This is a genomic window from Micromonospora sediminicola (genome assembly GCF_900089585.1).
GTDB classification, from domain to species: Bacteria; Actinomycetota; Actinomycetes; order Mycobacteriales; family Micromonosporaceae; genus Micromonospora; species Micromonospora sediminicola.
The window spans coordinates 4,169,616-4,193,447 of record NZ_FLRH01000003.1 but is presented as its reverse complement, the minus strand read 5'-3'; the positions used below and the strand labels follow the sequence as shown (position 1 = coordinate 4,193,447).

Genomic DNA, 23,832 nt, shown 5'->3' with positions numbered 1-23,832 from the left:
GGCGATGACCGACGTACTGATCGTGGGCTACGGCCCGGTGGGCCAGGTGGCCGCGATCCTGCTGGCACAGCGCGGCTTCACGGTGCGGGTGCTGGAGAAGTGGACCACCCCGTACAGCATGCCGCGCGCGGTCTCCTACGACGGCGAGGCCAGCCGGATCCTCGCCGCCTGCGGCGTGGCCGACCGGCTCGCCGACGTGACCGAGCTGTCCGGCGAGTACACCTGGAAGAACGGCTTCGGCCGCACCTTGCTGCACGTGCGCGCCGCCCCCGACGGACCGGCCGGCTGGCCCGACTCGACGTCGTTCTACCAACCCGGCCTGGAGGACCGGCTGGCCGAGCGGGGCGCGGCGCTGCCCGGGGTGGAGGTGCGCCGGGGCGTCGAGGTGACCGGGCTGGCCGACCACGGCGACCGGGTCGAGGTGACCGCCGTGGACGGCGACGGCGGGAACCACACGTTCACCGCCTCCTGGGTACTCGGCTGCGACGGCGCGAACAGCTTCGTCCGGGGTTGGCTCGGCTCAGCCGTCACCGACCTGGACTTCACCCACGACTGGCTGGTCTGCGACGTGGTGCTGCACACCCCACGCGAGTTCCGGCCGAACAACCTGCAGATCTGCGACCCGGCCCGCCCGCGTACCGCCGTCTCGGCCGGGCCGGACCACCGGCGGTGGGAGTTCATGCGGGTGCCGGGGGAGACGCTGGAGGAGTTCCGCACCGAGGCCAGCGCCTGGCGGCTGCTCGGCCTGTTCGACATCACGCCGGACAACGCCCGGCTGGACCGCTACGGCGTCTACACCACCCAGGCCTGCTCCGCCGACCTGTGGCGGCGCGGGCGGGTGTTCCTGGCCGGCGACGCCGCGCACGTCATGCCGCCGTTCCTCGGGCAGGGCATGAGTTCCGGCTTCCGCGACGTGGTCAACCTGGCCTGGAAGCTGGACCTGGTGCGCCGGGGCCTCGCCGGTGAGGCGCTGCTGGACACCTACCAGGTGGAGCGGCGGGCGCACGTGCAGCACGCGATCCGGATGTCCATGGACTCCGGGGCGGTGATCTGCGAGACCGACCCGAAGAAGGCCGCCGGCCGTGACTCGGTGATGCTGGCCGCGCTGCGCCGGCGTACCCAGCAGCGGCACGTCCGGTCGCTGCGCGAGGCGATCGTCGACGGCGTGCTGCACCGTGACGCCGACGGCACGCCGACGCCGCGTGCCGGGGAACCCGCGCCGCAGGGCCGGGTGTCCGTCGGCGGGCGCACCGGCGGCTTCGACGACGTGGTGGGCGTCGGCTTCGTCCTGCTCACCCGGGAACCGGCCGCGCTCGACCCGGACGCCGCCGCGTTCCTCGACGACCTCGGCGCGTACCGGCTGACCGTCCGGCCCGCCGACGGCGACGCGGCGGCCGACGACCTGGTCGACCTCGACGGCGCGTACCTGTCCTGGCTGGGCGGCGCGGACGCCGCCCTGATCCGCCCGGACTTCTACCTCTTCGGCGCGGCGACCGGGCCCGACGCCGCGGCGACAGTGGTGGCCGACCTGCGCCGGCAGGTCTCCGCCCCCGCCCTGCAGCCCTGACCATCCCCTTCCAGCCCTGAGGAGCTGACATGCTGGAGAACCTCCGCACCCTCGGCCGGGTCGTCCGGACCCTGGCCACCAAGGACCCGGTGACCCGGGTCCGCCGGTTCTACGAGATCCAGTCGCCGGACGTCGAGTTCGCCGCCCGCACCTCCCGCTACATGAACGTCGGCTACTGGGAGGAGGGCGTCACCAGCATCGACGTCGCCGGCGAGGCGCTGGCGAACAAGCTCGCCGACGCCGCCGGGTTCAAGCCCGACGACACCGTCCTGGACGTCGGCTTCGGCTACGGCGACCAGGACTTCGCCTGGCTGCGGGACCGCCGGGTGGCCCGGGTGCACGGCATCAACGTCACCCCCCGGCACGTCGAGCACGCCCAGGAGCGGGCCCGCCGCGAGGGTCTGGCCGACCGGGCCGACTTCCGGCTCGGCACCGCCACCGCCCTGCCGTTCCCGGACGCCAGCGTGGACCGGGTGGTGGCGCTGGAGTCGGCGTTCCACTTCCACCCGCGCAGCGCGTTCTTCGCCGAGGCGCTGCGGGTGCTGCGGCCGGGCGGCACCCTGGCCACCGCCGACATCATCCCGCTGAGCAACGACACCCCGCGCATGTCGATCAACTCGGGTCCGCTCAGCTTCGTCAAGTTCAGCCTGCCGGACGAGAACTGGCACGACCGCCGCACCTACGGCGAGCAGCTCACCGCCGCCGGCTTCGGCAACGTCGAGGTCCACTCCATCGCCGACCGCACCTGGGAGGGCTGGCGGCGGTTCCAGGCCGCCCGCCCCGCCGACCCGGCGTTCCGCGCCGCCGTCGACGGCAGCGCGGTCAAGGGCATGGCCAACCACTGGCGCGACGCCGACCTGATCAAGAAGGAGCTGGGGCTGCTCGACTACGTCATCGCGGTGGCGCAGAAGCCCTGACCGACAGCGGCCCCCGCCACCCGGGCCGGGCGGCGGGGGCCGGCGCCGATCGCGGCCCGCCTTGTCAGCCGACCGTCGTGCGGGTCAACGCCGCCGAGAGGGTACGCAGGATCGCCGGCTGGTGAGACGCCAGGAAGAAGTGGCCGCCCGGGAAGACGTGCAGGTCGAACGGGCCGGTGGTGTGCTCCGCCCACGCCTTCGCCTCGTCCACCGTGGTCTTCGGGTCGGCGTCGCCGGTGAACACCGTGACCGGGCAGGTCAGCTTCGGGCCGTCGGCGTACGTGTAGGTCTCGGCCGCCCGGTAGTCGCTGCGGATCGCCGGCAGCGCCGCGCGCAGCATGTCCGGGTCGCCGAGGATCGCCGAGTTCGTGCCGCTGAGCTTCTTGACGTCGGCCAGCAGGCCCTCGTCGTCGAGCAGGTGCACGGTCTCGTGCCGGCGGCACGACGGCGCCCGCCGGCCGGACGGGAACAGGTGCGCCACCGGCGCGCCGGTCTCGGCCTCCAGCAGCCGCGCCACCTCGAAGCCCAGCGTCGCGCCCATGCTGTGCCCGAAGATCGCCAACGGCCGGTCCGTCCACGGGCGCAGCACGTCGGTCACCTGCCGGGCCAGCTCGCCGATGGTCGGCACGCAGGGCTCCTGCCGGCGGTCCTGCCGGCCCGGGTACTGCACGCTGAGCACCTCCACGGCGGGCGACAGCGCCCGGGACACCGGGAAGAAGAAGCTCGCGGAACCGCCGGCGTGCGGCAGGCACACCAGGCGCGGGGCGCCCGCCGGGGCCGGATGGAACCGGCGTACCCACAGGCCGTTGTCGTGGTCGGTCATCGTCACGCGGTCCTTCCGGCGGTGGCGCCCGCGACGGGCGCCAGGGCGGTCCACCGGACGCTAACCGCGCCGCCGCCGGCCCGGCCACCCCTAGCCGACCGGCCGGACCAGTTAGGGGTTGTCGCAGCTCAGCGCGACGCCATAGCTTCCCCGCAGAGGGGACCCGTGGCTCCCGGATGACGTGTGCGCGCCGGACAACGGCCGGTCCCCGCCGACCAAGGGCCAGGTTGATGGACACCGAAGAGAAGCTCCGGGAGTATCTGAAGAGGGTCACCACCGACCTGCGGCGGACCCGGCAACGGCTCCGCGACGTCGAGGACTCCGCCCACGAGCCGATCGCCGTGGTCGGCATGGCGTGCCGCTTTCCCGGCGGGATCGGCTCGCCGGACGCGCTCTGGGACCTGGTCGCCGCCGGCGGCGACGCGATCGGCCCGTTCCCCGACGACCGGGGCTGGGACCTGGCCACCCTCTACGACCCGGACCGGGAACGCCCCGGCACCTCGTGCGTGCGGGAGGGCGGCTTCCTGGCCGACGCCGCCGACTTCGACCCGGCGTTCTTCGCCATCTCCCCCCGGGAGGCCCTCGCCATGGACCCGCAGCAGCGGCTGCTGCTGGAGGTGTCCTGGGAGGCGTTCGAGGCCGCCGGCGTGGATCCCACCGCGCTGCGCGGCGGGCGGGTCGGTGTCTTCGCCGGCCTCACCCACGCCGACTACGCCGCCGGCGCCGCCGACGTGCCCGACGGCGTCGCCGACTACCTCGGCCTGGGCAGCGCCGGCAGCGTCAGCTCCGGCCGGGTGTCCTACGCGCTCGGTTTCGAGGGGCCGGCCGTCACGCTGGACACCGCCTGCTCGTCGTCGCTGGTCGCGCTGCACCTGGCCGTGCGGTCGCTGCGGTCGGGCGAGTCCGACCTGGCCCTGGCCGGCGGCGTGACCGTGCTGCCCACGCCGTCGATCTTCGTGGACTTCACCCGGCAGAACAACCTCTCCCGCGGCGCCCGGTGCCGGGCGTTCGCCGACGCCGCCGACGGCACCGCCCTCGGCGAGGGCGTCGGCGTGCTCCTGGTCGAGCGCCTCGCCGACGCCCACCGGCACGGCCACCGCGTCCTGGCGGTGGTACGCGGCTCGGCGGTCAACTCCGACGGGGCGTCGAACGGGCTCACCGCGCCGAACGGGCCGTCGCAGCAGCGGGTGATCCGGGCCGCGCTCGCCGACGCCCGGCTCTCCGCCGCGGAGGTGGACGTGGTGGAGGCGCACGGCACCGGCACCACGCTCGGTGACCCGATCGAGGCGCAGGCGCTGCTGGCCACGTACGGGCAGGACCGGTCCACGCCGCTGCTGCTCGGCTCGGTGAAGTCGAACATCGGCCACGTCCAGACCGCCGCCGGCGTGGCCGGTGTGATCAAGATGGTCCAGGCCATGCGGCACGGCACGGTCCCGGCGACGCTGCACGTCGACGCGCCGTCGTCCAAGGTGGACTGGTCGGCGGGAGCGGTGGAGCTGGCCACGTCGGCGCGGCCCTGGCCGGCGGCGGTCGACCGGCCCCGGCGGGCCGCCGTGTCCTCGTTCAGCATCTCCGGCACCAACGCCCACGTGATCCTGGAGGCGCCCGAGCCGGTCGCGGACGACGCGGCCGTGGGCACGGCACCGCCGGTCCTGTCGTGGGTGGTGTCGGCGCGCTCGGCTCCGGCACTCGCCGCCCAGGCGGCCCGGCTGGCCGGCCACCTCCGGGAGCGTGCGGACGTGTCGCCGGTCGAGGTGGGCTGGTCCCTGGCGACCGGCCGTGCGGCGCTGGAGCATCGGGCCGCGGTGGTCGGCGTGGACCGGGAGGTGTTGCTGGCCGGGCTGTCCGCCCTGGCCGAGGGCGGGACGGCGCCGGGTGTGGTGACCGGGGAGGTGGCCTCCGGTCGGCGGGCGGTGGTGTTCACCGGTCAGGGGTCGCAGCGCGCTGGGATGGGTCGGGAGTTGTACGCCGCGTTCCCGGTGTTCGCGGACGCGTTCGACCGGGTGTGTGCGCTGTTCGAGGGTCGGCTGGACCGGTCGTTGCGGGAGGTGGTGTTCGAGGGCGGGGAGCTGCTGGACCGGACGGTCTACGCGCAGGCCGGGTTGTTCGCGGTCGAGGTGGCGTTGTGGGAGCTTCTGTCGTCGTGGGGGGTCGGCGCGGACTTCGTGGCGGGGCATTCGATCGGTGAGGTGACCGCCGCGCATGTGGCGGGGGTGTTGTCGCTGGACGACGCGGTCACGCTGGTGGCCGCGCGGGGGTCGTTGATGCAGGCGCTGCCGTCCGGCGGTGGGATGCTGGCGGTCGGCGCGTCCGAGACGCAGGTCCGCGAGCTGCTCGGGCTCGGCGGGGACGCGGCGTCCGCCGGGGCCACGCCGTCGGCTTCCGCGTCCTCGGTGACGGTGGACGTCGCGGCGGTGAACGGCCCGTCGTCGGTGGTGCTGTCCGGCGCGGTGCCGGACCTGGACCGGATCGCGGGGGAGTGCTTCACCCAGGGGTGGCGGGTGAAGCGGCTCGCGGTGAGCCACGGCTTCCACTCACGCCTGATGGAGCCGATGCTGGACGGGTTCCGCGCCGCGATCGCCGACCTGGACTGGCGGGCACCGAGCCTGCCGGTCGTGTCCAACGTGACCGGCCGGGTGGCCGACCCGACGGAGATCGCGGGCCCGGACTACTGGGTGCGGCACGTGCGGGAGGCGGTCCGCTTCGCCGACGGCGTCACCACCCTGCACGACCTCGGCGTGACCACGGTCCTGGAGGTCGGCCCGGACGCCACGCTCACCGCGATGGCCGCCGACGTGCCCGCCGACCGGACTGTCACCCTGGTTCCGGCGCTGCGCAGGGACCAGAGCGAACCGCTGGCGCTGCTCACCGCACTGGCTCGGCTGCACGTCACCGGCACCGCCGTCGACTGGGCCGCCTGGTACAGCGTCGACGGCCGCCGGCCCGCCACCGTCGACCTGCCCACCTACGCCTTCCAGCACCAGCGGTACTGGATCGACGCCCGCGCCTCCGGACACGACACCGCCGGCCTGGGCGCCCACGCCACCGGACACCCGCTGCTCGACACCGCGCTCGTCACCGCCACCGGCGACGTCCGCGTCCACGGCGGCCGGCTGTCCGTGCGTACCCAGCCCTGGCTCGCCGACCACGTGGTCCGCGGCCGGATCGTCGTCCCCGGCACCGCGCTCGTCGAACTGGCCCTGCACGCCGGCGCGCAGGCCGCCTGCGACACCGTCGAGGAACTGACCCTCGCCGCGCCACTCGTGCTGCCCGACGACGGCGCCCGGGCCCTCCAACTGCACCTGGCCGCCGCCGACGAGCAGGGACGGCGTCGCATCACCGTCCACTCCCGGCCCGCCGACGACCCGCACGCCGACTGGACCGCCCACGCCGACGGGATCCTCGCCCCCGGCGCCGGCGAGACCGCCGAACCGCTGACCGGATGGCCGCCACCCGACGCCATCCCCGTGCCGGTCGAACCGGTCTACGCCCGCCTGCGCGACCTCGGCGTCGAACACGGGCCCACGTTCCGGGGGCTGCGCGCCGCCTGGCGTACCCCCGACGGGGCCGCCGCGGAGGTGGAACTGCCCGACGACGCCGACACCGCCGGGTACGCGCTGCACCCGGCGCTGCTCGACGCCGCGCTGCACGTCGTCGGCCTCACCGACCACGACGCCAGCACCGACGACGCCGGGGCCCGCCTGCCGTGGGCGTGGAGCGGCGTCCGCCTCGCCGCCGAGGGCGCCACCCACCTGCGGGTACGCCTCACCCGCAGCGGCCCCGCCACCGCGCTGACCCTCGCCGACGCCACCGGCGCGCCGGTGGCCCGCGTCGACTCCCTGGTGTCCCGACCGCTGGCCGCCGAACAGCTCGACGCCGGCGCCGCCGACCTGCCCCTCTACGACCTGCGCTGGAACCCGGTGCCGCTGCCGGCCCGACCGGCCACCGGGATCGTGCCGCTGGACCCGGCGGCCGGCCTGGCCGCGCTGGACGACGACGCCCGGTTGGTGCTCGCACCCGTCGACGACGCCCCGGCGGGCGACCCGCTCGCCGCCACCCGCGCCCGGCTGGCCACCACGCTCGCCCTGCTCCAGGAATGGCTCGCCGACGACCGGTTCGCCGGCCGCCGGCTCGTGGTGTGCACCCGGGGCGCGGTACCCGCCGACGGAACGGTCGCCGACCTGGCCGGCGCCGCCGTGTGGGGGCTGGTGCGCGCCGCGCAGCTCGAACACCCCGGCCGGCTCATCCTCGCCGACCTCGACGGCGACGACCCCGAGCTGCTGGGCCGCGCGCTCGCCGTCGACGAGCCGCAGGTCGCGCTTCGCGACGGCCGGCTGCTCGTGCCGCGCCTCGCCCCGGCCGAACCCGACCCGACCGGCGCCGTCGACCTCGTCCCCGACGGGACGGTGCTGGTCACCGGCGCCACCGGGGCGCTCGGTGGCCTCGTCGCCCGGCACCTCGTCACTCACCACAAGGTCCGCCACCTGCTGCTGGTCGGCCGCCGCGGCGCGGACGCGCCCGGCGCCGCGGACCTGCTCGCCGACCTCACCCGCCTCGGCGCCCGGGCCCGCCTGGCCGCCGCCGACGTGGCCGACCGCGCGCAGCTGGCCGACCTGCTCGCCGGCGTCCCCGCCGAACACCCGCTCGCCGGTGTGGTGCACGCCGCCGGCACGCTCGACGACGCGGTGGTCACCGCGCTCACCCCGGAGCGGGTCGACGCCGTGCTGCGGCCCAAGGCCGACGCCGCCTGGCACCTGCACGACCTCACCCGCCACCTCGACCTGCCCATGTTCGTGCTCTTCTCCTCGATCGCCGGCCCGCTCGGCGCGCCCGGGCAGGGCAACTACGCGGCCGCCAACGCCTTCCTCGACGGTCTCGCCCACCAGCGGCGCGCCGCCGGACTCGCCGCCACCTCGCTGGCCTGGGGACCGTGGGCCGAAGCCGGCGGGATGACCCGGGACCTGGGCGCCGCCGGCCGGGACCGCCTCACCCGCCAGGGCATCGTCGCGCTCACCACCGACCGGGCGCTCGCCCTCCTCGACGCCAGCCGGCGCGGCCGGCGTCCGCTGCTGCTCCCCGTCCACCTCGACCTGGCGACGCTGCGTACCCGCATCGGCCGCGACCAGCTGCCGGCGCCGCTGCACGGCCTCGCCGGCGGGCCCGCGCGCCGCGTCGCCGCCGCCGGCGGCGGCCTGCGCGACCGGCTCGCCGGGGCGTCCGCCGAGGATCGGGCCCGCCTGGTCGCCGAGCTGGTCGCCGGCCAGGTCGCCGACGTGCTCGGGTACGCCTCGGCGGCGGCGGTCGGCCCCGAGCGCTCCTTCACCGAACTCGGCTTCGACTCCCTCACCGCGGTCGACCTGCGTAACCGGCTCACCACCCGGACCGGTCTCGCGCTGCCGGCCACGCTGGTCTTCGACCACCCCACCCCGGCCGCCCTCACCGGGCACCTGCTGACGCGGCTCGGCCCGGCCCCGGCCGCGCCCACCCTCCTCGACGAGCTGGACCGCCTCGAGGCGGCGTTCGCCGCCACCCCGGCCGACACCCTCGCCGAGCTGACCGCCGACGAGGAGACCCGCACCGCCGTGGCGGCGCGCCTGCGGGCCCTGCTCACCCGCTGGGACGGCGACGGCGGCGAGGTCGCCGCCACCCTCGACGACGCCAGCGACGACGAACTGTTCGACTTCATCGACAGCCGCTTCGGCCGGTCCTGACCCGCGACAGGTGAATCCCGATGGCGAACGAAGCCAAGCTCCGTGAGTACCTCAAGCGCGTCACCGCCGACCTGCACGAGACCAGCGAACGGCTGAGGGCCGCCGACGCCAAGGACCACGAGCCGATCGCGATCGTCGGGATGAGCTGCCGCTACCCCGGCGGTGTCCGGTCGCCGCAGGAGTTGTGGGACCTGGTGGCCGCCGGCGGCGACGGCATCACCGGGTTCCCCACCGACCGGGGCTGGGACACCGAGCGGGCGTACGACCCGACCGGGGAGCGGCGGGGCAGCACGTACGCCCGGGAGGGCGGCTTCCTGCACGACGCCGGGAACTTCGACCCGGAGCTGTTCACCATCTCCCCGTACGAGGCGCTGGCGATGGACCCGCAGCAGCGGCTCATGCTCGAGGCGTCCTGGGCGGCGATCGAGGACGCCCGGATGGACCCGCTGTCGTTGCGCGGCAGCCGGGTCGGTGTCTTCGCCGGCATGATGTACCACAACTACGCGGCGAACCTCGACGACGTCCCGGACACCCTGGACGGTTTCATCGGCGGCGGCACCGCCAGCAGCGTCCTGTCCGGCCGGGTCGCCTACACCCTCGGCCTGGAGGGCCCGGCGCTCACCGTCGACACCGCCTGCTCGTCCTCGTTGGTCGCGCTGCACCTGGCCGTGCGGTCGCTGCGCGCCGGCGAGTCCGTTCTCGCGCTCGCCGGTGGCGTCACCGTGATGACCACGCTGGAGACGTTCGTCGACTTCAGCCGGCAACGTGGCCTGGCCCCCGACGGCCGGTGCAAGTCGTTCGCCGAGGGCGCCGACGGCACCGGCTGGTCCGAGGGCGTCGGCGTGCTGCTCCTGGAACGCCTCTCCGACGCCCGCCGGCACGGCCACCGCGTCCTCGCCGTGGTACGCGGCTCGGCGGTCAACCAGGACGGGGCGTCGAACGGGCTCACCGCGCCGAACGGGCCGGCGCAGCAGCGGGTGATCCGGGCGGCCCTCGCCTCGGCGCGGCTGTCGCCGGTCGAGGTGGACGTGGTGGAGGCGCACGGGACCGGCACCACGTTGGGTGATCCGATCGAGGCGCAGGCGCTGCTGGCCACGTACGGGCAGGACCGGTCCACGCCGCTGCTGCTCGGCTCGGTGAAGTCGAATCTCGGCCACACGCAGGCCGCCGCCGGTGTGGCCGGGATCGTCAAGATGGTCCTGGCGATGCGGCACGGGGTGGTGCCGCCGACGCTGCACGTGGACGCGCCGTCGTCGAAGGTGGACTGGTCGGCCGGGGCGGTGGAGCTGGTGACGTCGGCGCGGCCGTGGCCGGCGACCGATCGGCCTCGTCGGGCGGCGGTGTCGTCGTTCGGCATCTCCGGCACCAACGCCCACGTGATCCTGGAGGCGCCCGAGCCGGTCGCGGACGACGCGGCCGTGGGCATGGCACCGCCGGTCCTGCCGTGGGTGGTGTCGGCGCGTTCGGCGGCGGCGCTCGTGAACCAGGCGGCCCGGCTGGTCGACCACCTGCGGGACCGGAACGACGTGTCACCGGTCGAGGTGGGCTGGTCCCTGGCGACGACCCGCGCCGCGTTGGAGCATCGCGCGGCGGTGGTGGGTGCGGACCGGGACGCGTTGCTGGCCGGGTTGTCGGCCCTCGCGGAGGGCAGGTCCGCCGCCGGTCTGGTGACCGGCGAGGTGGTGTCGGGTCGGCGGGCGGTGCTGTTCACCGGTCAGGGTTCGCAGCGCGCCGGGATGGGCCGGGGGTTGTACGAGGCGTTTCCGGTGTTCGCGGCGGCGTTCGACCGGGTGTGCGCCGCGTTCGGGGGCCGCCTCGATCGGCCGTTGCGGGAGGTGGTGTTCGACGGCGGGGACCTGCTGGACCGGACCGTCTACGCGCAGGCCGGGCTGTTCGCGGTCGAGGTCGCCCTGTGGGAGGTGCTGTCGTCGTGGGGCGTGCGAGTCGACTATCTCGCCGGGCATTCGATCGGTGAGGTGACCGCCGCGCATGTGGCGGGGGCGCTGTCGCTGGACGACGCGGTCGCGTTGGTGGCGGCGCGGGGGTCGTTGATGCAGGCGCTGCCGGCCGGCGGCGGGATGCTCGCGGTCGGCGCGTCGGAGGACCAGGTTCGGCAGCTCGCGGGCGGCGTCGATGTGGCGGCGGTGAACGGTCCGTCGTCGGTGGTGCTGTCCGGCGCGGTCGCTGACCTGGATCGGATCGCGGGGGAGTGCGCCGCCCGGGGGTGGCGGGCCAAGCGGTTGGCGGTGAGTCACGCGTTCCACTCGCGTCTGATGGAGCCGATGCTGGACGGGTTCCGGGCCGCGATCGTCGGCCTGGACTGGCGGTCGCCGACGCTGCCGATCGTGTCGAACGTGACCGGGCGGCTCGCCGACCCTGACGAGATCGCGACACCGGAGTACTGGGTGCGGCACGTCCGCGAGGCGGTGCGCTTCGCCGACGGCGTGGCCACGCTGCACGACCTCGGGGTGAGCACGTTCCTGGAGGTCGGGCCGGACGCCACCCTGACCGCGATGGCCGCCGACGTCCCCGCCGACCGGACCGTCACTCTGGTTCCGGCGCTGCGCCGGGACCAGGACGAGGTGACCGCGCTGACCACCGCCCTCGCGCGGCTGCATGTCACCGGCACCCCCGTCGACTGGACAGCCTGGTACGCCGTGGACGGCGACCGGCCCGCCACCGTGGACCTGCCCACCTATGCCTTCCACCACCGGCGCTACTGGCTCGACGCCCGCACCCGCCACCCCGACGCGGACCCGGACGACGCCGCGTTCTGGAGGGTCGTCGACGACGAGGACGTGGACGGCCTGGCCACCGCGCTCGCCGTCGACCCCGACGCGCCCCTCGCCACCGTGCTCCCCGCCCTCTCCGCCTGGCGCCGCCGCCAGGAGGACGACGCCACCCTCGACTCCTGGCACTACCGGGTCACCTGGCAACCGCTCGCCGAGACCGGTCGCGCGGACGACGGCGACCTGCTGCTCGTCGTACCGGAAGGGGCGGACGGACCGGCCCGGCAGTGGGCCGACGCGCTGGCCGGGCCCGGCGTCCGGACACTGACCGTGCCCGCCGGCCACGGCCGCGGCGACCTCGCCCGCGACCTCGGCGCGCTCGCCGCCACCGGCGCCGTGCTGTCCCTGCTCGGCCTGACGTCCGGCACACACCCGGACAGCCCCTCCGTGCCGGTGGGGCTCGCCGACACCGTCACGCTCGCCCAGGCGCTCGGCGACACCGGCGCCGCCGCGCGGCTCTGGGTCGCCACCCGCGCCGCCGTCGCCGCCGACCCCGACGACACGGCGGTCGACCCCGACCAAGCGCTGCTCTGGGGCCTCGGCGGCGCACTGCGCGCCGAACACCCGCACCGCTGGGGTGGGCTCGTCGACCTGCCCCCGACGGCCGACCCGCGCGCCGCGACCTGGGTGCGCCGACTGCTCGACGGCGACCCGGCCGAGGACCAACTCGCGGTACGTGGCACCGGGGCGTACGCCCGGCGGTTGGTCCGGGCCGGACGGCCGGCCGGCGCCGGGCGGAGCTGGACGCCGCGTGGCACCGCGCTGGTCACCGGCGGCACCGGCGCGCTCGGCGCCCACGTCGCCCGGGCCCTGGCCGCCGCCGGCGTCGACCACCTCCTGCTGGTCAGCCGGCGCGGACCCGACGCCCCCGGCGCCGCCGACCTGGTCGACGAGCTGACCGCGCACGGCACCCGGGTCACGGTCGCGGCCTGCGACGCCGCCGACCGCGACGCGGTACGCGACCTGCTCGCGACCGTCCCCGCCGACGCCCCGCTGCGCACCGTCGTGCACACCGCCGCCGCCCTGGACGACACCGTCACCGACGCGCTCACCGTCGACCGGTTGGCCACCGCGCTGCGGGCCAAGGTCGACGCCGCCCGCCACCTCGACGAGCTGACCCGCGAGAACGACCTGACCGCGTTCGTGCTCTTCTCCTCCCTCGCCGGCACCATGGCCGGACCCGGGCAGGGCAACTACGCGCCCGGCAACGCCTGGCTCGACGGGCTCGCCCGGCGCCGCCGCGCCGACGGGCTGCCCGCCACCTCCCTCGGCTGGGGACTCTGGGCCGACGGCGGGGTCAGCGCCGGCGAGTTCGAGCGTCGGATGGCGCGCGGCGGTGTCCGGGCCATGGACCCCGCCCGCGCCGTCCGTGCCCTGCACCGGGCGTTGGACCGGGACGAGACGCACGTCGTCGTCGCCGACGCCGACTGGGACCGGATCGCCGCCACCGCCGGCCCCCGGCCCGACCCGCTGATCCGCGACCTGCTGAGCGCGCCGGCCGTCGCCGGCACCGACCGGGCCACCACGCTGCGCGGACGGCTGGCCGCACTCACCCCGGCCGAGCGGCGGGACACGCTCGGCGACCTGGTCCGCGCCGAGATCGCCGCCGTGCTCGGCCACGACGACGCCGACGCGGTGCCGCCCCGGCGCGCGTTCCGCGACCTCGGCTTCACCTCGCTCAGCGCCGTCGAACTGCGCAACCGGCTCGCCGCCGCCACCGGCCTCACCCTGCCGGCCACGCTCGCCTTCGACCATCCCAACCCCGAGGCCCTGGCCGCCCACCTCGTGACCGAACTGTCCGGCGGGTCGGTCGCCACCGCCGACGCACCGGTACGTCCCGTCGACGACGACCCGATCGCCGTCGTCGGCGTGGCGTGCCGATTCCCCGGCGGGGCGGACTCCCCGGACGCGTTCTGGCGGCTGCTCGCCGACGGCGTCGACACCATGTCCGACCTGCCGACCGACCGGCACTGGGACCTGGGCGCGCTGCCACCCGACGTGACCCGCGGCGCGTTCCTGGCCGACGCCGCCGCGTTCGACGCCCACTTCTTCGGCATCTCGCCCCGCGAGGCGGTCGCCATGGACCCGCAGCAGCGGCTGCTGCTGGAGACCGCCTGGGCGGCGATCGAGGACGCCCGGATCGACCCGGCCGGCCTGGCCGGCCGGCGCGTCGGTGTCTTCGCCGGCACCAACGGGCAGGACTTCGACCACCTCATCCGCTACGGCGGCGAACACCTCGCCGGCTACGGCGCCACCGGCGCCTCCGCCAGCGTGCTCTCCGGCCGGGTGTCGTACGCGTTCGGCTTCGAAGGGCCGGCGGTGACCGTGGACACCGCCTGCTCCTCCTCGCTGGTGGCGCTGCACCTGGCCGCCCAGTCGCTGCGCGCCGGGGAGTGCGACCTGGCCCTGGCCGGTGGCGTGACCGTGATGGCGACCCCCGGCGCGTTCGTCGAGTTCTCCCGGCAGGGCGGCCTCGCCGCCGACGGGCGGTGCCGGTCGTTCGCCGAGGGCGCGGACGGCACCGGCTGGGGTGAGGGCGTCGGGGTGTTGCTGGTGCAGCGTCTCTCCGACGCCCGCCGTGACGGCCGGCGGATCCTCGCCGTGGTGGCCGGCTCCGCGATCAACTCCGACGGCGCGTCGAACGGACTGACCGCGCCGAACGGGCCGGCGCAGCAGCGCGTCATCCGGGCGGCGCTGGCGAACGCCGGGTTGTCCCCGTCCGACGTGGACGTGGTGGAGGCGCACGGCACCGGCACCACGTTGGGTGATCCGATCGAGGCGCAGGCGCTGCTGGCCACGTACGGGCAGGAGCGGGCCACGCCGCTGCTGCTCGGGTCGGTGAAGTCGAATCTCGGCCACACCCAGGCGGCCGCCGGCGTGGCCGGTCTGGTCAAGATGGTCCTCGCGATGCGGCACGGGGTGGTGCCGCCGACGCTGCACGTGGACGCGCCCTCGTCGAAGGTGGACTGGTCGGCCGGGGCGGTGGAGCTGGTGACGTCGGCGCGGCCGTGGCCGGCGGTGGACCGGCCTCGTCGGGCGGCGGTGTCGTCGTTCGGCATTTCCGGCACGAATGCCCACGTGATCCTCGAAGCACCCGAGCCGACCGTGCCCCGGCCGACGCCGACATCGGGTTCGTTCCCGCTCACGCCGTGGCTGCTCTCGGCCCGGACGGCCCCCGCCCTCGCGGACCAGGCCGCGCGGCTGGCCGACCACCTGCGGTCCAACGACCACCTCCCGCCGGCCGAGGTCGGCTGGTCCCTGCTCGCCACCCGGACCGCGATGGAGCACCGCGCGACCGTGCTGGGCGCGGACCGGGACGCGTTGCTGGCGGGCCTGTCCGCGCTGGCCGAGGGCGGGTCGGCGCCGGGTGTGGTGTCGGGTGAGGTGGTGTCGGGTCGGCGGGCGGTGGTGTTCACCGGTCAGGGCTCGCAGCGCGCCGGGATGGGTCGGGAGTTGTACGAGGCGTTCCCGGTGTTCGCGGCGGCGTTCGACCGGGTGTGTGCGCTGTTCGAGGGTCGGCTGGACCGGTCGTTGCGGGAGGTGGTGTTCGACGGCGGGGACCTGCTGGATCGGACGGTGTTCGCGCAGGCCGGGTTGTTCGCGGTCGAGGTCGCCCTGTGGGAGTTGCTGTGGTCGTGGGGCGTGCGAGTCGACTATCTCGCGGGGCATTCGATCGGTGAGGTGACCGCCGCGCATGTGGTGGGGGTGCTGTCGCTGGATGACGCGTGTGCGTTGGTGGCGGCGCGCGGTGCGTTGATGCAGGCGCTGCCCACGGGCGGCGGGATGCTCGCGGTCGGCGCGTCCGAAGACCAGGTTCGGGCGCTGCTGCGGTCAGGTGACGCCACGGCGGGCTCCGCCGGCTCGGCGGGTGAGCGGCTGCGGGGAGCCGAGGGTGCCGTCGCCGGGTCAGTCGTGGGCGACGCGGATCCGGCCGGCGGCGTCGACATCGCGGCGGTGAACGGCCCGTCGTCGGTGGTGCTGTCGGGCGCTCTGGTGGATCTGGACCGGGTGGCGGGGGAGTGCGTCGAGCGGGGTTGGCGGGTGAAGCGGTTGGCGGTGAGTCACGCGTTCCACTCGCGTCTGATGGAGCCGATGCTGGACGGGTTCCGGGCCGCGATCGCGGGCCTGGACTGGCGGTCGCCGACGCTGCCGATCGTGTCGAACGTGACCGGGCGGCTCGCCGACCCTGACGAGATCGCGGGCCCGGAGTACTGGGTGCGGCACGTGCGGGAGGCGGTGCGCTTCGCCGACGGCGTGGCCACGCTGCACGACCTCGGCGTGACCACCCTCCTGGAGGTGGGTCCGGACGCCACGCTGACCGCGATGGCCGCCGACGTGCCCGCCGACCGGACCGTCACCCTGGTTCCGGCTCTACGACGCGACCAGGACGAGGTGACCGCGCTGACCACCGCCCTCGCGCGGCTGCATGTCACAGGCACCCCCGTCGACTGGACAGCCTGGTACACCGTCGACGGCCACCGGCCCGCCACCGTGGGCCTGCCCACCTATGCCTTCCAGCGCACCCGGTACTGGCCGGAGCCCACACCCACGGCACGAACCGGCACCGACCTCGACGACCGGTTCTGGGCGGCCGTCGAGCAGGAGGACCTCAGCGGCCTCGGCGCCGAGCTGCGGCTCACCCCGGACCAGCCGCTGCGGGACCTGCTGCCGGCGCTGGCGCGCTGGCGGCGCACGGGACGGGAGCACGCCGCCGCCGACTCGTGGCGCTACCGGGTGCGGTGGCGGCCGCTCACCTCCGTACCCCGGCCGGCCCTGACCGGGACGTGGCTGGTGCTGGCCGGGCCCGGCCGGAGCGACCTCCCGCTGGTCGACCGGATGACCGGGTACGGCGCCCACGTCGTGCCGGTGACCCTCGACGGTGCCACCGACCGGCAGGACCTCGCCGACCGGCTCCGCGCCGCCGCCGTCGGCGGTGCCGTCGCCGGGGTGCTGTCGCTGCTCGACGCGGCCCCGGAGACGGCGCTGACGGTCGCGCAGGCCCACACCGACAGCGGTATCGGTGGACGGCTGTGGTGGCTGACCCGCAACGCCGTGGCCGTCAGCGCCACGGACACCCCCGCCGAGCCCGCCGCGGCGGCGACCTGGGGCCTCGGCCGGGTGGCCGCGCTGGAGGACCCGGGCCGCTGGGGTGGTCTGGTCGACCTGCCGGCCGAGGTGGACGACGCGGCGGTCCGGCGGGTGTGCGCCGTGTTGGGCGGGGTCGAGGATCAGGTGGCGGTGCGGTCGTCGGGGGTGTTCGGGCGGCGGTTGGTGCGGGCGTTCGGGGATCCGGTGCGGCGGGAGTTCCGGTTCGCCGGGACGGTGCTGGTGACCGGTGGTACGGGAGCGCTCGGCGGTCGGGTTGCCGAGTGGGCGGCGGGCGCGGGTGCGGAGCATCTGGTGTTGACCAGCCGGCGCGGTGAAGACGCCCCCGGGGCGACCGAGTTGGTGGAGCGGCTGCGGGAGCGCGGTGTGCGGGTGAGCGTGGCCGCGTGTGACGTGGCGGACCGGGACGCGTTGGCCGCGCTGCTGGACGGGCTGGCCGACCAGGGCGACCGGGTCCGGGCGGTCGTGCACGCCGCCGGCGCGCCGCAGTTCACCCCGCTCGCCGACGTCACCACCGCCGAACTGCGGGACGTGCTGCGCGCCAAGGTCGACGGCGCCGCCCACCTCGACGCGTTGCTGCCCGACGGGCTGGACGCGTTCGTGGTGTTCACCTCCATCGCCGGAGTGTGGGGCTCCGCCGGCCAGGCCGGCTACGCCGCCGCCAACGCGTACGCCGACGCGCTGGTGGCCCGCCGCCGCGCGCGCGGCGCCGCCGGCACCGCCGTGGCCTGGGGGCCGTGGGCCGGCGGCGGCATGGCCGCGCGGGGCGAGGCGCGGGAGGCGCTGGCCCGGCGCGGCCTGCCCGCGATGGACCCGGACCTCGCGGTCACCGCGCTGCACCGCGTGCTCGACCGTGACGACACGACGGTGGTCGTCGCCGACGTCGCCTGGGACCGGTTCGCCGCCACGTTCACCGCCCTGCGGTCCAGCCCGCTGCTGGACGACCTGCCCGAGGCCCGACCCGCACCGGTCGCGCCCGACGAGCGGAGCACCCCGCTCGCCCGCCGGCTCGCCGCCCTCACCCCGAGCCGGCGCGACGGTCACCTGCTCGACCTGGTCCGCGCCCAGGCCGCGGCCGTGCTCGGCCACCCGAGCGCCGACGCGGTGGCCGCCGACCGTGCGTTCCAACGGCAGGGCTTCGACTCGCTGACCGCCGTCGAGCTGCGCAACCGGCTCACCACCGAGACCGGTCTGGCGCTGCCCAGCACGGTCGTGTTCGACCAGCCGACCCCGGCGGCCCTCGCCGCCCACCTCGCCGCCACGCTGACCGGCGAGCCGGCGGCGGCGGACGGACCGGCGGCCCGCGTCGCGGTCGACGACGACCCGATCGTGGTCGTCGGCATGGCCTGCCGCCTGCCCGGCGGCGTCACCAACCCCGACGAGCTGTGGGACCTGCTCGCGGCCGGACGCGACGGCATCTCCGACTTCCCCCTCGACCGGGGCTGGGACCGGTTCCTCGCCGGCCGGCTCACCGACACCTCGTTCCCCCGGCAGGGCGGATTCGTCTACGACGCGGGCGCCTTCGACGCCGACTTCTTCGGCATCTCCCCACGCGAGGCCCTCGCCATGGACCCGCAGCAACGGCTGCTGCTCGAAGCCGCCTGGGAGGCGGTCGAAAACGCCGGCATCGACCCCGCCCGGCTCCGCGGGGAACGCGTCGGCGTCTTCGCCGGCGCCGGCTTCCAGGGGTACGCCTCGACGGCGATGGGCCGCGACCAGGAGGTCGGCGGGCACCTGCTCACCGGCACCGCCACCAGCGTGCTCTCCGGTCGGGTCGCGTACACGCTCGGCTTCGAGGGGCCCGCGCTGACCGTGGACTCGGCGTGCTCGTCGTCGCTGGTCGCGCTGCACCTGGCCGCCCAGTCGCTGCGCAGCGGCGAGTGCACGCTCGCGCTCGCCGGTGGCGTGACCGTGATGGCCTCACCGGCCACCTTCGTCGAGTTCTCCCGGCAGGGTGGCCTCGCCGCCGACGGGCGGTGCCGGTCGTTCGCCGAGGGCGCCGACGGCACCGGCTGGGGTGAGGGCGTCGGCGTGCTGCTGGTGCAGCGTCTCTCCGACGCCCGCCGCGACGGCCGGCGGATCCTCGCCGTGCTGCGCGGCTCGGCGGTGAACTCCGACGGCGCGTCGAACGGGCTCACCGCCCCCAACGGGCCGGCGCAGCAGCGCGTCATCCGCGCGGCGCTGGCGAACGCCGGGCTGTCCGCGGCCGACGTGGACGTGGTGGAGGCGCACGGCACCGGCACCACGCTCGGTGATCCGATCGAGGCGCAGGCGCTGCTGGCCACGTATGGGCAGGAGCGCGCCGGCACGCCGCTGCTGCTCTCCTCGATCAAGTCCAACATCGGCCACGTCCAGGCCGCCGCCGGCGCGGCCGGTGTCATCAAGGCGGTCCTCGCGCTGCGGCACGGCCTCGTCCCGGCCACCCTGCACGTCGACCGGCCGTCGTCGAAGGTGGACTGGTCGGCCGGCGCGGTCGACCTGGTCACGTCCGCGCGGCCGTGGCCGGCGGTGGACCGGCCCCGCCGCGCGGCGGTGTCCTCGTTCGGCATCTCCGGCACCAACGCCCACGTGATCCTCGAAGCACCCGAGCCGGCCGGCGACGGCGACCGGGCCGGCGCGCCGGGCACGGCCGTCCCGTGGGTGGTGTCGGCGCGATCGACGGAGGCCCTGGCCGCCCAGGCGGCCCGGCTGGCCGACCACCTCCGGGAGCGTGCGGACGTGTCGCCGGTCGAGGTCGGCTGGTCCCTGGCGACCGGCCGTGCGGCGCTGGAGCATCGGGCCGCGGTGGTCGGCGTGGACCGGGAGGTGTTGCTGGCCGGGCTGTCCGCCCTGGCCGAGGGCGGGACGGCGCCGGGTGTGGTGACCGGGGAGGTGGCCTCCGGTCGGCGGGCGGTGGTGTTCACCGGTCAGGGGTCGCAGCGCGCCGGCATGGGCCGCGAGCTGTACGCCGCGTTCCCGGTGTTCGCGGACGCGTTCGACCGGGTGTGTGCGCTGTTCGACGGTCGGCTCGACAGACCGTTGGGGAAGGTGGTGTTCGAGGGCGGGGAGCTGCTGGACCGGACGGTCTACGCGCAGGCCGGGTTGTTCGCGGTCGAGGTGGCGTTGTGGGAGCTTCTGTCGTCGTGGGGGGTCGGCGCGGACTTCGTGGCGGGGCATTCGATCGGTGAGGTGACCGCCGCGCACGTGGCCGGGGTCCTGACCCTGGACGATGCGTGCGCGTTGGTCGCGGCGCGCGGGTCGCTGATGCAGGCGCTGCCGTCCGGCGGTGGGATGTTGGCGGTCGGGGCGCCGGAGGATCAGGTCCACGAGCTGCTCCGGTTGGGCGGGGCCGCTCGACGGGCGTCCGCTCCCGTCGACGCGGTGGACATCGCGGCGGTGAACGGCCCGTCCTCGGTGGTGCTGTCCGGTGCCGTCGCTGACCTGGACCGGGTGGCGGGGGAGTGCGCCGCCCGGGGGTGGCGGGTGAAGCGGTTGGCGGTGAGTCACGCGTTCCACTCGCGTCTGATGGAGCCGATGCTGGACGGGTTCCGGGCCGCGATCGTCGACCTGGACTGGCGGACGCCGACGCTGCCGATCGTGTCCAACCTGACCGGGCGGCTCGCCGAGCCCGACGACATCGCAACACCGGAGTACTGGGTGCGGCACGTCCGGGAGGCGGTCCGCTTCGCCGACGGCGTGGCCACGCTGCACGACCTCGGCGTGACCACCCTCCTGGAGGTCGGACCGGAGGCCACCCTGACCGCGATGGCCGCCGACGTGCCCGCCGACCGGACTGTCACCCTGGTTCCGGCGCTGCGCCGGGACCAGGACGAGGTGACCGCGCTGACCACCGCCCTCGCGCGGCTGCATGTCACCGGCACCCCCGTCGACTGGACAGCCTGGTACACCGTCGACGGCCGCCGGCCCGCCACCGTCGACCTGCCCACCTACGCCTTCCAGCACCGGCGCTACTGGCTGATCGACCAGGACGGCCCGGTGGGCGGCACCGCGGAGGCGGCCGACGACGGCTTCTGGGCCGCCGTCGAACGGGCCGACCTCACCCCGCTCGACCCCCGGTTCCGCACCGACCAGCCCGTCGCCGACCTGCTGCCGGCGCTCGCCCGGTGGCGGCGGGCCGGCCGGCGACGCGCCACCGCCGACGCCTGGCGGTACCGCGTCGACTGGCAGCCCGTACCGGAGACGACCACGCCGGCGCTGGCCGGCACGTGGTTGCTGCTCGTGCCGTACACCGGGATCGACGACGCGGTGGTCGCGGCCGTGACCGACGGGATGACGACGGCCGGCGCGACCGTGCGGCCGGTGCCGGTCCACGGGCCGGCGGACGACCGGGACCTGCTCGCCAAGGCGCTGCGCGACGGCGACGCGGCCGCCGGGGTGGTGTCCCTGCTCGCGCTCGCCGGCGCGGGCCCCGGCGCCGCCCTGGCCACCGTGCAGGCCGTCGCGGACGCCGGCCTGTCCGGGCCGGTGTGGTGGCTGACCCGGGGCGCGGTCGCGGTCGGCGCGTCCGACCGGCCGGTCGACCCGGTCGCCGCCGGCACCTGGGGCCTCGGCCGGGTCGCCGCGCTGGAGGACCCGGGCCGCTGGGGTGGTCTGGTCGACCTGCCGGCCGAGGTGGACGACGCGGCGGTCCGGCGGGTGTGCGCCGTGTTGGGCGGGGTCGAGGATCAGGTGGCGGTGCGGTCGTCGGGGGTGTTCGGGCGGCGGTTGGTGCGGGCGTCCGGGGATCCGGTGCGGCGGGAGTTCCGGTTCGCGGGCACGGTGCTGGTGACCGGTGGTACGGGAGCGCTCGGCGGTCGGGTCGCCGAGTGGGCGGCGGGCGCGGGTGCGGAGCATCTGGTGTTGACCAGCCGGCGCGGTGAAGACGCCCCCGGGGCGACCGAGTTGGTGGAGCGGCTGCGGGAGCGGGGAGTGCGGGTGAGCGTGGCCGCGTGTGACGTGGCGGACCGGGACGCGTTGGCCGCGCTGCTGAACGGGCTGGCAGCGGCCGGTGATCCGGTCCGGGCCGTCGTGCACGCCGCCGGCGCCGCCCAGGCCACCCCGCTGGCCACCATGACCGGCACCGAGCTGGCCGACGTGCTCCGGGCCAAGGTCGACGGCGCGGCCCACCTCGACACGTTGCTGCCCGACGGGCTGGACGCGTTCGTGGTCTTTTCCTCCATCGCCGGAGTGTGGGGCTCCGCCGGGCAGGGCGGCTACGCCGCCGCCAACGCGTACCTCGACGGGCTGGTGGCCCGCCGCCGCGCGCGCGGCGCCGCCGGCACCGCCGTGGCCTGGGGGCCGTGGGCCGGCGGCGGCATGGCCGGGGGCGAGCAGCGCGACCAGCTCGCCCGGCGCGGGCTGCCCGCCCTCGACCCGGACCTCGCGGTCACCGCGCTGGGGAGCGCACTCGACCGCGACGACACGACAGTGGTCGTCGCCGACGTCGCCTGGGACCGGTTCGCCCCGTCGTTCACCGCCCGCCGGCCCAGCCCGCTGCTCGCCGGCGTTCCCGAGGCCGCCACCGACCCGGCCGGGCCGCCGGCGGGCGACGCGGGCGCGCCGAAGGCGCTGCGCGACCGGCTCGCCGCGGCCGGCACGGTGGAGCGGGAGCGGACGCTGCTCGACCTGGTCCGCGCGGCGGCGGCCACCGTGCTCGGGCACCGCACCCCGGCCGCGATCCGGGCCGGGCGCGGCTTCCTCGACCTCGGCTTCGACTCGCTCACCGCCGTGGAGCTGCGCAACCGGCTCACCGCCGGAACCGGCCTGACGCTGCCCACCACGCTGGTCTTCGACCACCCCACCCCGGCGGCGCTCGCCGCGCACCTGGGCCGGGAACTGCTGCCCGCCGGCCCCGCCGACCCGGTCACCGACGGGATCGACCGGCTGGCACGGCTGCTCGACGCGGTGCCCGACGACCGGCGCGCCGCGGACGTCACGCGCCGGCTGGAGGACCTGCTCGCCCGCTGGCGGGGCGGCCCGACCACCCCGCCGCCCGCCGACGACCTGGCCGCCGCCGACGAGGACGACATCTTCGCCATCATCCGACAGGAGTTCGGCAAATCGTGACCGGCAGCAGCGGGCGGTTGCTCGCCATCAGCGACCTGCACGTCGGGTACGCGGAGAACCGCGCGCTGGTCGAAGGGCTGCGCCCCGACCACGACGACGACTGGCTGATCGTCGCCGGCGACGTCGGCGAGTACCTGCACGACGTCGAGTGGGTGCTCGGCCTGCTCGCCGACCGGTTCGCCCGGGTCGTCTGGTCACCCGGCAACCACGAGCTGTGGACGCCCCGCGACGACCCGGTGCAACTGCGCGGCGAGGCCCGCTACCGGCACCTGGTGGACCTGTGCCGGCGTCTCGGCGTGCGCACACCCGAGGACCCGTACCCGGTGTGGGACCCCGACGGCGACCCGGTGCTGGTGGTGCCGCTGTTCGTCGGGTACGACCACTCGTGGCGGCCACCGGGCACCTGGAACCGGGCCCAGGCGCTGGCGCGGGCGTACGAGACCGGGGTGGTGTGCACCGACGAGTTCCTGCTGCACCCCGACCCGTACCCGAGCCGCGACGCGTGGTGCCGGGCCCGGGTCATCCGCACCGAGCGGCGCCTCGACGCCGAGCGCGGCGGCCTGCCCACCGTGCTGGTCAACCACTACCCGCTGGTCCGCGAACCCACCCGGATCCTGCGGCACCCCGAGTTCGCCCAGTGGTGCGGCACCGACCTCACCGCCGACTGGCACCTGCACTACGAGGCCCGCGTCGCCGTCTACGGGCACCTGCACATCCCGCGCAGCACCCGCTACGACGGGGTGCGGTTCGAGGAGGTGTCCGTCGGCTACCCGCGCGAGTGGCGCCGCCGCGCCACCCCGCCCGGACGGCCCCGGGCGATCCTGCCCACCCTCGCCGGGCAGCTCCGCTGACCGTCCCGCCGGGACCGTCGCGA

Annotated in this window: 6 protein-coding genes; 5 read left to right on the top strand and 1 reads right to left on the bottom strand. The window is 76.0% G+C overall.

The features are described from left to right. Nucleotides 1-4: 4 nt before the first annotated feature. Both mhpA and GA0070622_RS19305 read left to right on the top strand, forming a co-directional pair. Nucleotides 5-1,567, top strand: a complete 1,563-nt coding sequence (gene mhpA / locus GA0070622_RS19310; protein WP_091574895.1) for a bifunctional 3-(3-hydroxy-phenyl)propionate/3-hydroxycinnamic acid hydroxylase MhpA — start codon at nt 5-7, stop codon at nt 1,565-1,567. Nucleotides 1,568-1,596: 29 nt separating this feature from the next. Next, nucleotides 1,597-2,484 (top strand): SAM-dependent methyltransferase, encoded by an 888-nt coding sequence (locus tag GA0070622_RS19305; protein WP_091574891.1) that lies wholly within the window; start codon nt 1,597-1,599, stop codon nt 2,482-2,484. 64 nt (nt 2,485-2,548) lie between these two features. Here GA0070622_RS19305 and GA0070622_RS19300 read toward each other — a convergent pair whose 3' ends face one another. Next, nucleotides 2,549-3,307: a thioesterase II family protein gene (locus tag GA0070622_RS19300; RefSeq protein WP_281187029.1), complete on the bottom strand. Its 759-nt coding sequence runs from the start codon at nt 3,305-3,307 to the stop codon at nt 2,549-2,551. A 176-nt stretch (nt 3,308-3,483) separates the two neighbouring features. Between GA0070622_RS19300 and GA0070622_RS19295 the strand changes: the two genes are divergently transcribed. The 3 genes from GA0070622_RS19295 to GA0070622_RS19285 are packed head-to-tail and all read left to right on the top strand — an operon-like array spanning nt 3,484 to nt 23,809. Next, nucleotides 3,484-9,018 carry a type I polyketide synthase gene (locus tag GA0070622_RS19295; protein WP_425412772.1) on the top strand — a complete coding sequence of 1,845 codons (5,535 nt, stop codon included), beginning with the start codon at nt 3,484-3,486 and terminating at the stop codon, nt 9,016-9,018. Nucleotides 9,019-9,038: 20 nt separating this feature from the next. Next, on the top strand, nt 9,039-22,958 hold the full coding sequence (locus GA0070622_RS19290; RefSeq protein ID WP_091574880.1) for a type I polyketide synthase: 13,920 nt from the start codon (nt 9,039-9,041) through the stop codon (nt 22,956-22,958). Then, nucleotides 22,952-23,809 carry a metallophosphoesterase family protein gene (locus GA0070622_RS19285; RefSeq protein ID WP_091577673.1) on the top strand — a complete coding sequence of 286 codons (858 nt, stop codon included), beginning with the start codon at nt 22,952-22,954 and terminating at the stop codon, nt 23,807-23,809. The genes GA0070622_RS19290 and GA0070622_RS19285 overlap by 7 nt, the downstream gene beginning before the upstream one ends. Nucleotides 23,810-23,832: the final 23 nt, after the last annotated feature.